This window comes from Metapseudomonas boanensis (genome assembly GCF_018704125.1).
In the GTDB taxonomy this organism is placed as follows: Bacteria; Pseudomonadota; Gammaproteobacteria; order Pseudomonadales; family Pseudomonadaceae; genus Metapseudomonas; species Metapseudomonas boanensis.
Map to the genome: position 1 here is coordinate 171,359 of NZ_JAGTIS010000001.1, position 12,203 is coordinate 183,561.

10 protein-coding genes are annotated in these 12,203 nt (G+C 59.9%); all 10 read left to right on the top strand.

The window, feature by feature from the left end; genetic code table 11:
• The first annotated feature begins 3 nt into the window (after positions 1-3).
• The 10 genes from wbpA (at position 4) to J7302_RS00810 (ending at position 12,200) form a co-directional block, all read left to right on the top strand.
• Positions 4-1,317 (top strand): UDP-N-acetyl-D-glucosamine 6-dehydrogenase, encoded by a 1,314-nt coding sequence (wbpA, locus tag J7302_RS00765; protein WP_215370694.1) that lies wholly within the window; start codon positions 4-6, stop codon positions 1,315-1,317.
• Positions 1,318-1,336: 19 nt separating this feature from the next.
• Positions 1,337-2,287: a UDP-N-acetyl-2-amino-2-deoxy-D-glucuronate oxidase gene (gene wbpB, locus J7302_RS00770; RefSeq protein WP_215368828.1), complete on the top strand. Its 951-nt coding sequence runs from the start codon at positions 1,337-1,339 to the stop codon at positions 2,285-2,287.
• Between the two features lie 7 nt (positions 2,288-2,294).
• The gene (wbpD, locus tag J7302_RS00775; protein ID WP_215368832.1) at positions 2,295-2,876 is read left to right on the top strand and encodes a UDP-2-acetamido-3-amino-2,3-dideoxy-D-glucuronate N-acetyltransferase; all 582 of its coding nucleotides are present in this window, start codon (positions 2,295-2,297) and stop codon (positions 2,874-2,876) included.
• Positions 2,877-2,879: 3 nt separating this feature from the next.
• Entirely contained in the window at positions 2,880-3,971 is a 1,092-nt protein-coding gene (locus J7302_RS00780) for a DegT/DnrJ/EryC1/StrS family aminotransferase (protein ID WP_215368835.1), read from the top strand.
• Positions 3,972-3,994: 23 nt separating this feature from the next.
• Positions 3,995-5,251, top strand: a complete 1,257-nt coding sequence (locus tag J7302_RS00785; RefSeq protein WP_215368838.1) for a lipopolysaccharide biosynthesis protein — start codon at positions 3,995-3,997, stop codon at positions 5,249-5,251.
• Positions 5,252-5,277: 26 nt separating this feature from the next.
• Positions 5,278-7,161, top strand: coding sequence for an asparagine synthase (glutamine-hydrolyzing) (gene asnB / locus J7302_RS00790; protein ID WP_215368851.1), 1,884 nt, complete (start codon positions 5,278-5,280; stop codon positions 7,159-7,161).
• Between the two features lie 44 nt (positions 7,162-7,205).
• Complete coding sequence (locus tag J7302_RS00795; RefSeq protein WP_215368853.1) at positions 7,206-8,474, top strand: O-antigen polymerase; 1,269 nt, start codon at positions 7,206-7,208, stop codon at positions 8,472-8,474.
• Positions 8,475-8,554: 80 nt separating this feature from the next.
• A complete protein-coding gene (wecB, locus tag J7302_RS00800; protein WP_215368864.1) occupies positions 8,555-9,628 on the top strand; it encodes a non-hydrolyzing UDP-N-acetylglucosamine 2-epimerase in 1,074 nt (357 codons plus the stop codon).
• Positions 9,603-10,952, top strand: a complete 1,350-nt coding sequence (locus J7302_RS00805; RefSeq protein ID WP_215368867.1) for a glycosyltransferase — start codon at positions 9,603-9,605, stop codon at positions 10,950-10,952. The genes wecB and J7302_RS00805 overlap by 26 nt, the downstream gene beginning before the upstream one ends.
• A 9-nt stretch (positions 10,953-10,961) precedes the next feature.
• On the top strand, positions 10,962-12,200 hold the full coding sequence (locus J7302_RS00810; RefSeq protein ID WP_215368870.1) for a glycosyltransferase family 4 protein: 1,239 nt from the start codon (positions 10,962-10,964) through the stop codon (positions 12,198-12,200).
• The last annotated feature ends 3 nt before the right edge of the window (positions 12,201-12,203 follow it).

Genomic DNA, 12,203 nt, shown 5'->3' on the forward strand with positions numbered 1-12,203 from the left:
CTGATGTCGGGCATCAAGCAGGAAAGTGTCGCAAGATTTAAGAAAAAAGAAGCTGTTATTGGCATTGTCGGCCTTGGCTATGTAGGTCTTCCGCTAATGCTTCGTTATAACGCAATCGGCTTTCGGGTCTTGGGAATCGATATAGACGAAAGCAAGGTCGTCAAGTTGAATGCCGGGCAGAGCTATATTGAGCACATTCCTGGCGAAAAGATCGCCCTTGCTCGAAAGACAGGCTTCGAGGCGACTTCTGATTTTTCCCGAGCGTCCGAATGTGATGCCCTGATTCTCTGTGTGCCGACGCCTCTGAACAAGTATCGGGAGCCGGACATGAGTTTCGTGATCAATACCACGGATGCGATCAAGCCCTACCTGCGCAAGGGACAGGTCGTTTCCCTGGAAAGCACGACCTATCCCGGCACGACCGAAGAAGAATTGCTTCCCCGCGTTCAGGAAGGTGGCTTGCAAGTCGGCGAGGATATCTTCCTTGTCTACTCTCCGGAGCGCGAAGATCCGGGCAACCCCAACTTCGAAACTCGCACCATTCCGAAGGTAATTGGCGGTCACACACCGAATTGCCTGGAGGTTGGCGTCGCGCTCTATGAGCAGGCGATTGATCAGGTCGTTTGCGTGAGTTCTACCAAAGCGGCCGAAATGACCAAGCTGCTGGAGAACATCCATCGTGCCGTGAACATCGGCCTGGTCAATGAAATGAAGGTCGTGGCCGACCGAATGGGCATCGACATCTTCGAGGTGGTGGACGCAGCGGCGACCAAGCCGTTCGGCTTCACGCCCTATTACCCTGGACCTGGTCTGGGCGGCCACTGCATCCCGATCGACCCCTTCTACCTCACATGGAAGGCGCGTGAGTATGGCCTGCACACCCGCTTCATCGAGCTGTCGGGTGAGGTCAACCAGGCAATGCCAGAATACGTGGTCAGCAAACTGATGGATGGCCTGAATGAGCGCGGTCGCGCGCTGAAGGGTAGCCGCGTGCTGGTCCTGGGCATTGCCTACAAGAAGAATGTCGACGACATGCGCGAGTCGCCGTCGGTGGAGATCATGGAGTTGATCCAGGCCAAGGGCGGCATCGTCGCCTACAGCGATCCGCATGTGCCGGTCTTCCCGAAAATGCGCGAGCACCACTTCGAACTGTCCAGCGAGCCGCTGACCCCGGAGAGCCTCGCCAGCTTCGATGCTGTGGTCCTGGCCACCGACCACGACCGCTTCGACTACGACGCGATCAGCCAGCACTCCAGCCTGCTGGTCGATAGTCGCGGCAAGTATCGCGCGCCCCAGGCGCACATCATCAAGGCCTGATTTGCCTGGAGAATCGAATTTGAAACGTTTTGCCCTGATTGGTGCTGCCGGTTACATTGCTCCCCGGCACATGCGTGCGATCAAGGACACTGGCAACGAGCTGGTCTCCGCTTATGACATCAACGACTCCGTCGGCATCATCGACAGCATTTCACCGCAGAGTGAGTTCTTCACCGAATTCGAGCGCTTTTATGAGCACGCCTGGCGCCTGAAGCGCCAGCCGGAAACAGCGCTGGACTACGTTGCTATATGCTCACCCAATTACCTGCACCAGCCCCATATCGCGGCCGGCCTGCGTCTGGGTTGCGACGTGATTTGCGAGAAGCCGCTGGTGCCGACCCCCGAGGCCCTGGACGAACTGGCACTGGTGGAGCGCGAAACCGGTCGGCGGCTCTACAATATCCTGCAGCTTCGCCATCATCAGGCCATCCTCGCCCTCAAGGAAAAGGTGAGCAGCGCCCGCAGCGAGCACAAGTACGACGTCGAACTGACCTACATCACCTCCCGTGGCAAATGGTACATGGAGAGCTGGAAAGGCGATCCACGCAAATCCTTCGGTGTGGCGACCAACATCGGCGTTCATTTCTACGACATGCTGCACTTCATCTTCGGCAAGCTTCAGCGCAACGTTGTGCATTACACCGATGCCTACAAGGCCGCGGGCTACCTGGAGTACGAAAAGGCACGGGTGCGCTGGTTCCTGTCGATCGATGCTCACGACCTGCCGGATGCGGTGAAGGGCAAGAAGCCCACCTACCGTTCCATCACCGTGAACGGCGAGGAAATCGAGTTCTCCGAGGGCTTCACCGACCTACACACCGTCAGCTACCAGGAAATCCTCGCAGGGCGTGGCTTCGGTATCGCGGATGCCCGTCACTGTGTCGAGACGGTCAACACCATCCGTTCGGCAGCCCTGAGCACTCCCCAGAATGACGAGGGGCACCCGTTCCTCAAGACTCTTTCCCGCTGAGATCGCCATGAACTATCAGGTACATTCCAGCGCCATCGTTGATGATGGCGCGGTGATTGGCGAGGGCTCCCGGGTCTGGCATTTCGTGCACGTTTGCGCTGGAGCGCGGATCGGGCGCGAGTGCTCGCTTGGCCAGAACGTTTTCGTCGGCAACAAGGTCGTGATCGGCGACAAGGTCAAGATCCAGAACAACGTGTCCGTCTACGACAACGTCACCCTCGAGGATGGGGTGTTCTGCGGGCCGAGCATGGTCTTCACCAATGTCTACAACCCCCGATCGCTGATCGAGCGCAAGAGCGAATACCGCAACACACTGGTCAAGCGTGGTGCGACCCTGGGGGCCAATTGCACGGTCGTCTGTGGGGTCACCATTGGCGAGTATGCGTTTGTCGGCGCGGGCGCAGTAGTCAACAAAGACGTCCCCGCCTATGCGCTGGTAGTAGGGGTGCCGGCACGCCAGATAGGCTGGATGAGCGAGTTTGGCGAGCAACTGGAATTGCCTGTGGCGGGTGAAGGCGAAGCCCGCTGCCAGCACACCGGCGCCCGCTACCTCCTCAAGGGACAGCAAGTCAGCAAACTGGATGCATGAGACATGATTGAATTCATCGACCTGAAGGCCCAGCAGGCCCGTATCAAGGACAAGATAGACGCCGGTATCCAGCGGGTCCTGGCCCATGGGCAGTACATCCTCGGCCCCGAAGTGGCCGAGCTGGAAGAACGGCTGGCGGCCTTCGTCGGCGCCAAACACTGTATTTCCTGCGCCAATGGTACCGACGCGCTGCAGATCGCCCAGATGGCGCTGGGAATAGGCCCAGGCGATGAAGTTATCACTCCGGGCTTCACCTACATCGCCACGGCGGAAACCGTGGCGCTGCTGGGTGCCAAGCCGGTCTACGTCGACGTCGACCCTCGCACCTATAATCTCGATCCGCAATTGCTCGAGGCGGCCATCACTCCGCAGACCAAGGCGATCGTTCCGGTCTCGCTGTATGGGCAGTGCGCAGATTTCGACGCGATCAACGCCATTGCAGCCAAGCACGGAATTCCAGTGATAGAGGATGCGGCGCAGAGCTTCGGGGCCAGCTACAAGGGTCGTCGCTCCTGCAACCTTAGTACCATCGCCTGCACCAGCTTCTTCCCGAGCAAGCCGCTGGGCTGCTACGGCGACGGCGGCGCGATCTTCACCAACGACGACGAGCTGGCCAAGGTCATCCGCCAGATCGCCCGTCATGGGCAGGATCGCCGCTACCACCACATCCGTGTAGGCGTGAACAGCCGCCTGGATACCCTGCAGGCCGCGATCCTGTTGCCGAAGCTAGAGATCTTCGAAGAGGAGATCGCCCTGCGCCAGAAGGTTGCCCGTCAGTACGACGTGCAACTGGGCGCCGCCGGAGTGACCACCACGCCATTCATCGAGGCGCACAACATCAGCGCCTTCGCCCAGTACACCGTGCGTGTGCAGGATCGCCCCGCCGTGCAGGAGCGCCTGAAAGCGCTGGGCGTACCGACAGCCGTGCACTATCCCATACCTCTGAACAAGCAGCCTGCCGTGGCTGACGCCCGGGTTCATTTGCCGGTGGGCGATGCCGTGGCCGAGCAGGTCATCAGCCTGCCAATGCACCCGTACCTCAACGACGAGGATATACGCCTCGTGGTCAGCGGGTTCATTGGTAATGAGGGATGAGTCTGACCCGTTTGAAGGAGCGGTTGGCCAACAACCGCTTTCTGACGGGGGTTTTGACCCTCGCATCGGCAACGGCGGCTGGCCAGCTCATTCTCGTGCTGGCCACACCCCTGCTGACACGTCTCTACACGCCCGAAGAGTTCGGCCTGCTGGCCGTGTTCATGGCAGTCATGGCGGTGGTCCTGGTGGTCTCGAGCCTGCGTTACGAGTTCGCGATTCCACTGCCGCGCAATGCGGGTAGCGCTCGCCAGCTGCTTTATCTCGCCTTGGCCATCAACCTCGCGATGGCGGTGCTGTCGCTTCTGGCGGTGGTGCTGTTTCGGGACGATATTGCACGTTTGGTGAAGGCACCGCAGCTTTCCACCTACCTGTGGCTGCTGCCGCTGGGGATTCTGTTCGCGGGTACCTATAAGGCGTTGAGTTACTGGGCGATCCGGAACAAGGACTACCCGGTGATTGCCCGGACCAAGATCGTGCAGAGTCTGGCGAACGTCGCGACGCAGGTGCTGGCAGGGCTCGCGGGCCTCGGCGCGTTCGGCTTGATGCTCGGGCAGGTGGTCGGTCAGACCGCGGGGGCCGCGCGCCTGGCCACCGGCGCGCGCCTGCGTGGCGTGTTCTCGCTGGAGCGGTTGAACAGCCTTCGTTCGAGGGCTATGCTGCGGCGCCACCGGCATTTTCCCAAGTATGACGCGCCGGCCGCCACGGTCGACGTTTTGAGCGTGCAGTTGCCCAACCTGATGTTGGCGGGTCTGTTCAGCCCTATGGTGGCTGGCCTCTACATGCTGGCCGAGAGGGTCCTGTCGGCACCGATGGGATTGCTGGGACAAGCAGTAGGGCAGGTATTGTTCGGAAGCAGCCGAGACGCCATCCAGCAGGGTACCCTGGATCGACTGGCGATCAGGATCATCGCCAGTCTGTCGGCGATGATCCTGTTGCCGGCCATTGCTGTCTTCTTCTGGGCTGGCGACCTGTTCGCCTGGATCTTCGGCGATGTGTGGCGAGAGGCGGGCTTGTACGCCAGCTGGATGATTCTGGGGCTGTCGGTGCAGTTCCTCTATTCGCCTATTTCGATGGTGCTGATGGCGACCAACGGACAGAAGATCAACCTGTTCATTCATCTGTTCATGCTCCTGGCCAAGGCTGGCGCCGTCATCTTCGGTTACTACCTAGGTAGCCCGCTTGCAGCGGTCATCGGCTTCTCCGTGGTAGGGGTGGTCGGTTATGCCGGCGCGATACTCATAATCCTGGCGCATGCACGGAAGTACCGCGTCAGTTCCTGATTCTTATTGGATTTGTTGGGTCAATTATGTGCGGGATCGTCGGTGGCTTCTGGAAAGGAGCCGAGCAGGGCTTGGAGGGACGGCTGGAGGCAGCGCTACTGGCCATGCGTCATCGTGGGCCTGATGACAAAGGATTTGAGCTGACCCAGGTGTCTGGCGGCGTGGTCGCGCTTGGTCACACTCGGCTGTCCATCATTGATCTGAGCGCCGGCGGGCACCAGCCGATGTACTCGCCCGACGGTCGCTATGCGTTGGTGTTCAACGGCGAAATCTACAACTACCGGGAATTGCGCACGCAACTCCAGGCCAAAGGGATCCAGTTCCGGTCGGACTCCGATACCGAGGTCCTGCTGCATGCCTGGATCACCTGGGGGCAGAGTTGCCTGGAACGGTTCCAGGGCATGTTCGCCTTCGTCCTTCACGATCGCCAGGCCGAGACCCTGACCTGCGCGCGTGATGCCTTTGGCATCAAGCCGTTCTTCTACAGCTTCCAGGCCGGCCGCTTCGCCTTTGCGTCGGAGCTTCCGGCGCTGAAGGCCATGCAGCCTGGCAAGCCGCGTGTGGACTGGCAGCGCAGTTACGACTATCTGGTCAACGCAGACTACGACAGCCAGCCGCGCACTTTCATCGAGGGCATCCTGCACCTGCCGCCCGCTCACTGGATGGTGGTCGATCTCAAGGCCGGCACGCTGAGCGCGCCCAGTCCCTGGTGGAGGCCACGGGTGCGCGAGGACGCTCCAGTCAGTTTTGCGCAGGCGGTGGAGGCCGTTCGCGAGCAGTTCCTGGACAACATCCGACTGCATCTGCGCAGTGACGTGCCCTTGGGCGCAGCGCTGTCCGGCGGTATCGATTCTTCGGCGGTGGTCTGCGCCATGCGCTATGTGGATCGTGAAAGTCCGATTCACACATTCAGCTTCATCGCAGCCGGCAGCCCTCTTTCGGAGGAGCACTGGGTCGACCAGGTGAATGCCCATGTTGGGGCGACTGCGCACAAGTTCGTGGCATCAGGCGAAGAGTTGGCGCGTGACCTCGATGACATGATCCGGGTGCAGGGTGAGCCGTTCGGCAGCACCAGCATCTACGCCCAGTACCGTGTTTTTCAGCAGGCCAAGGAAGCGGGCATCACAGTGACCCTGGACGGGCAGGGGGCTGATGAGCTGTTGGCGGGTTACAGCGGTTACCCTGGGTTGCGCCTGAAGAGTCTGGTGGAGCGAGGCCAAATCCTCCAGGCGCTCCAGTTCGCGCGCAATTGGAGCCAATGGCCAGGCCGTAGCCAGCGTCATGCCTGGATGCATCTGGCGCAGCTGATGATCCCAGGCTCCCTGAACGAGGTGGCCAAGCGTGCCATTGGTCGCGAGACGACCCCGGCTTGGCTGAAGGCTGACGTCCTGAGCGATGCCGGCGTGACCTTCAAGGAGTTCGTGCACCCGATGACTACGGAAGGCTGTGGTCGCAGGGTTGTCGAGCGCCTGGGAAGCTCCTTGCAGTCGCGTGGTTTGCCGGAACTGCTGCGGCACGCGGACCGCAACTCCATGCGCTTCTCCGTCGAGAGTCGCGTGCCGTTCCTCACTTTGCCCATGGCTGACCTGCTGCTCGGCCTACCCGAAGATTACCTGATTTCTCCCAAGGGCGAGACCAAGAGTGTGTTCCGTGCTGCAATGCGTGGAATCGTTCCGGATCACATTCTGGATCGCAAGGACAAGATTGGCTTCGCCACCCCCGAGCGCGAGTGGCTGGTTGATATCGCGCCGAAGCTCCGTGAATGGCTGCAGGAGAGTGAAGAGATTCCATTCTTGCATAGTGACCGGTTGCTGCAGAGCTTTGATGAGGCGATGACCGGCAAGCGCCCATTCTCCTGGCAGGTGTGGCGTTGGGTCAACTTCTGCCGTTGGTACCGAATGATGGGGTAGGGCCCGATGCGGGTGATTCAAGTCCAGAGACGCAAAGAGGTTTGATGTCCACCAGTACGCTGTTCAAGTACGTTCGCGCCCAGTACGCCGCGCTTCTTTTCGCCTTGGCCCTTCTTGCGGGCTACGGCGGCATGGGCTTGGTCGGCTATTATGAAAGCGGTAACGCCTATTACCTCGATCTGGCGTTTCTGGCGTTGCTCGCGTCCGGTACTGTGCTTGCCTTTTCGCAGATATCGTTGATTCGCGAGACCATCATCACGCCAAGGGTCGTGATCGGTGTTGGTGTATTGTTCTTCATAGTGTTCGGTGTTTTCGCTTGTTTCGCGCTATTGGTACTCGCCACCGCCGAGGCTATCCCCTTGCTGGCATGGGTCAGTGGAGCAGACCCGGAAACCCTCGTCCTGCTGCGGGAAAAATTCCTAAAGGCCCGGGAGGGATGGCAGGCGGTCTTTCCCTACATCAATGGCTTGTTCACCGGTGCCTTGATCCCGTACTGCCTGGCCTACTTCTTCCTCGAGCGCTATCGCTGGCGCTGGCTCGCCTTTGGTGCGTTCCTGCTGTACTGCATCGTTTTCATCGAGAAGGTGTTCTTCCTCAAGGCCATGCTGCCGCTGCTGTATGTAGCATTCTGCGTGCGGGAAGGTCGAGCATCGACCTTTCTGTTGGTGATCGGGCTGTGTCTGGGGATCCTGTTCTTCCTGGGGGTCGTTTCGGGGTTTGGAACCAGTGTGGTCGAAACCAGCGTACCGTTCTTTTCCAATGAGTATCGTCCCTCCGGTACCTTCAATTTTCTGGCGTGGCGAGCAATCGCGGTGCCCGTATTCACGGCTGCGGATGCATTGGCCTACTTTGCCGAGGGCCTCCATTCGAACCATCTGATGGGGGCCACGAGCTCCCTCCTGGCGGCATTGTTCGGCCTGGAGCGTGTGGATTTCGAGCGTCTGGTGTTCGCCTACCAGTGGGGACAGACGGAAACGGGGACCGGGTCCGCCAACTCGGTGTACTTCGTGGATGCCTATGTCAATTTCGGTATCTGGGGTGTCATTTTTTTCTCGGCCATCATTGGTGTGCTGTTCCGAATGATTGCCCGGAGTCGTGATCAGGCATTGCACGCAATCTGGCCGCTGTTCGCTTTTGGCCTCTATGTTTCGGGGCTGGTGGGCAATCTGGCGAGTAACGGATTCCTGCTGGTTTTTGTCTTTTGTGGCATGACGCAAATTCGAAGTGCCATCAAGGCCAAATCGCCCGGTGCAGAGGCCGCGCATAATTCCGCCTCTTGCGAGGATGCAACGGGTTTTCCGGGGCGAAGTTGATTACTGTCGCCGGCGAGTCGGGCTCCTTGCTCATCGCCGGCATTGGAAATTGTCTTATTTAAAGGTTTGCCGAGGTACATGTGAAAATCCTGACCATCGTTGGGGCCCGTCCCCAGTTCATCAAGGCGGCTACCGTCAGCCGGGTCATCAGTCGGACCGAGGACCTTGCCGAGGTCATGGTTCACACTGGCCAGCATTTCGATGCGAATATGTCCGATGTGTTCTTTCACGAGCTGGACATCCCGCCCCCCGCTTACAACCTGGGCGTAGGCGGCGGCACCCATGGGCAGAACACTGGGCGCATGTTGGAGGGGATCGAGGCCGTGATGCTGAAGGAGCACCCGGATGCGATCCTGGTCTATGGCGATACCGACTCGACCTTGGCCGGCGCCCTGGCTGCGGCGAAGATCCATATCCCGGTCGTGCATGTCGAGGCCGGTCTGCGCTCGTTCAACAGGCGCATGCCGGAGGAGGTCAACCGCCAACTGACCGACCACATCAGTGCGCTCCTGTTGACACCCAACGATGTAGCGGTGGCGAACCTGGCCAAAGAGGGTATCCAAGGCGAGCAGGTTCAGAACGTGGGGGATGTCATGTACGACGCCGCCCTGTTCTTCGGTCAGAAAGCCGAGGAAACCAGCCAGATCCTGTCGCGCCTGGCGCTTGACTCGAAGGGCTACGTGCTGGCCACTGTCCATCGCCAGGAGAATACCGACGATCCCAAACGCCTTCAGCGCATTCTCGATGGCTTCTCGCGCCTGGCGCGCCCCGTTGTGCTCCCGTTGCACCCGCGGACCCGTCAGCGCATCGCGTCCTTCGGCTTCACGATTCCGGCCAATGTGCAGATCGTTGATCCGCTGGGCTACATCGACATGGTGATGCTGGAGAAACACGCCTGCCTGGTCGCCACCGACTCCGGCGGTGTGCAGAAGGAGGCCTATTTCCATGGCGTACCCTGCCTGACCCTGCGGGACGAGACCGAGTGGGTGGAGCTGGTGCAATTGGGCTGGAACACTCTGCTGTCGCCAGCTGACGAGGATTTCCTCGATAAGATCGCTGTCGTGCCAGCGCCCGGCGTAACCGGGCAGTTCCCGTACGGTAACGGCAAAGCGGCTGAACAGGTGATCGATGCCATCGTCAAGGCCTTTGGTTGATCACCGCCTGCAAGGAAGATCGCGCTTAATGAATATCCTCGTTATTTCGAGTTATTTCGGGCCAGAAACCTCGGTTGGGGTCCTCCGGATCAACGCTTTTGTCAAGTACTGGTCCAGGCTCGGCCATCAGGTGCACGTGGTGACCATGCCCTACGCGGGTGAGCTGCCGACTGGTCTGCGGGACAACCCGAATGTGACTGTGCATCAGGTAGCTCCTTTCCTGATCGGTGGTCGTCAGTCTGGGGGCGTCCAGGGGTACTCGAAAGGAGCCAAGGGGAAGCTCAGGAAGCTCATCAACTTCCAGTACTGGATCAAACGCAAGTTCCTGTCCAATTACCTGGACCCCCGCGTCCTCTGGTGGCCGCGCGCAGCGAACTTCGTCTGCAAGCAGCTCACACCGTCGATCAAGTTCGACTTCTTGATCTCCACCGTGCCGTCCTACACGGCCCATTCTGCAGCTGCGGCCGTGAAGTTCTTCAACAAGGACATTCGCTGGGTGGCCGATTATCGCGACCTGTGGTCCGGCAACCCGATTTTTCCGGGGTGCGGTCCTGTACGCGTGTTCGAGCGTGCTCACGAGCGCCTCGTGTTGAGTCAGGCGGATTTGATTGTTTCGATCAACGAGCCCCTGATCTCCGAGCTGACCGTGTTGCATGGTCGCAACCGTCGCTACCTGACTGTCCCGAACGGCTTCGACGATGGTGAAGTGGATGTGTTCCGCGCTATTGAGGTTCAGCGTCAGGACGACGAGGTGAGCATTGTCTACGCCGGAAGCATCCTGCCGGGTCTCCAGGATCCGACCCCGTTGCTGCAGGCCTTCAAAGAGTTGGCGATGGAAGGGAAGATCAAGCCAGGCGATCTGTCGCTTCGCTTTTACGGGGATTATTCGGCCCTCGAGAACTTCCCGCTAGCCTCAGATCCGGTGGTCCAGGACTACGTGAAACTATGTGGCAAGGTTCCACGGCAGGAAATCTTGCAGGTCCAGCGCAACGCCGATTTTCTGCTATTTCTCGGCTCCAAGCCGGTGGCGAGCAACGTAGGTTCCACCACTGGCGTGGTGAGCGGGAAGATCTTCGAATACCTGATTTCCGGTACCGAGGTCATGGCGGTAGGTGTCACCGATGACATGCTGGTCGCCGAGATGCTGCAGAAATCCGCCTCGGGCGCCCACTATGGTTTCGATGTCGCCAAGTTGAAGCAACGCCTTCTCGACTCAATGGCGTCGGGGGGGGAGAAGGTGGAGCCGAATATGAGCTATCTCGATCAGTTCCGCCGTAGTGTCCAGGCTGAGAGCCTGATCAACCAAGTCAAGAACCTGATGTAGTGGGTCAACGTGAAGCTATTGCTCGTATCCCAGTACTTCTGGCCGGAAACTTTCATCATCAATGACCTCGTGCGCAAGTTGTCGGAGCAGGGACATGAGGTGGTGGTGGCGACCGGAAAGCCCAATTACCCGGGGGGGGATGTCTTCGACGGCTACACGGCTGGCGGTGTGCAGCGTGAGCATTTCGCCGGCGATGTCGAGGTGATCCGCGTCCCGCTATGGCCGCGAGGGCAGGGCGGTGCCCGTAACTTGATCCTGAACTACCTCTCCTTCGTCACCACGGGCCTTGCACTATTGCCGTGGCTGCTCCGGGGTCGCAAGTTCGATGCGATCCTGGTGTTCGCGCCATCGCCGATCACGCAGGTCATTCCGGCCATCCTTTTGAAATGGCTGAAGCGCTCTCACCTGGCGGTCTGGGTGCAGGACCTCTGGCCGGAAAGCCTGGCCGCGACGGGTTTTGTGCGCGATCCTCGCCTTCTTCGCATGGTGGGCTGGATGGTGCGCGGGATCTACGCTTGCTGCGACACGCTTCTTCTTCAATCGCGCGCGTTTGCTGATCCGGTCGCGCGCTATGCTAGCCGCGGCAAGTTGGTCTATTACCCCAACTCCATCGCGTTGCCGGCCGAGACGACAGCGCCGATCAAGGTACCGTCAGAACTCCTCGATGAGATGGAGCGCAATTTCAGCCTGGTGTTCGCCGGCAATATCGGCACTGCCCAGGCCATTGAAACTGTGGTCGAAGCGGCAGGGCAGCTGAAGCACGAGCCCGGCCTCAAGCTCGTGCTGGTCGGCAGTGGTAGCCGGCTCGACTGGGTGCGCGAGCGCAAGGAGGCGCTGGGACTGGACAACCTGATCCTGGCGGGGCGCTTTCCGATGGAGGCGATGCCGCAGATATTCGAGCGCTCGTCGGCCCTGCTGGTCTCGCTAAAGGACGAAGAGATCTTCGCCTATACCATTCCCAGTAAGGTGCAGGCCTACCTGGCCGCAGGGAAACCGGTCATCGCCTCGTTGCGAGGAGAGGGCGCTCGCGTTGTCGAAGAGGCCGGAGCTGGGAAAAGCTGTGAGCCAGAGAACGCAGAGGCGCTTGTGGCGAGCATCCTTGCCCTCAAGGGAATGTCACCCGCTGAACGCGAGGAGGCAGGTGCCGCCGGTCGGCGTTATTTCAGTGAACATTTCGACATGGACCGCCAGGTGGATCGCCTAGTGGATATCCTTGAGTCGAGAGCCAAGAAAAAAGGGGGTGTTTGAGCG

What these genes read in the sequence shown, in the direction of transcription:
- wbpA (WP_215370694.1), top strand. Translation starts at nt 4, where the DNA reads ATGTCGGGCATCAAGCAGGAAAGTGTCGCAAGATTTAAGAAAAAAGAA.
- wbpD (WP_215368832.1), top strand. Translation starts at nt 2,295, where the DNA reads ATGAACTATCAGGTACATTCCAGCGCCATCGTTGATGATGGCGCGGTG.
- J7302_RS00780 (WP_215368835.1), top strand. Translation starts at nt 2,880, where the DNA reads ATGATTGAATTCATCGACCTGAAGGCCCAGCAGGCCCGTATCAAGGAC.
- asnB (WP_215368851.1), top strand. Translation starts at nt 5,278, where the DNA reads ATGTGCGGGATCGTCGGTGGCTTCTGGAAAGGAGCCGAGCAGGGCTTG.
- J7302_RS00795 (WP_215368853.1), top strand. Translation starts at nt 7,206, where the DNA reads ATGTCCACCAGTACGCTGTTCAAGTACGTTCGCGCCCAGTACGCCGCG.
- J7302_RS00805 (WP_215368867.1), top strand. Translation starts at nt 9,603, where the DNA reads ATGCCATCGTCAAGGCCTTTGGTTGATCACCGCCTGCAAGGAAGATCG.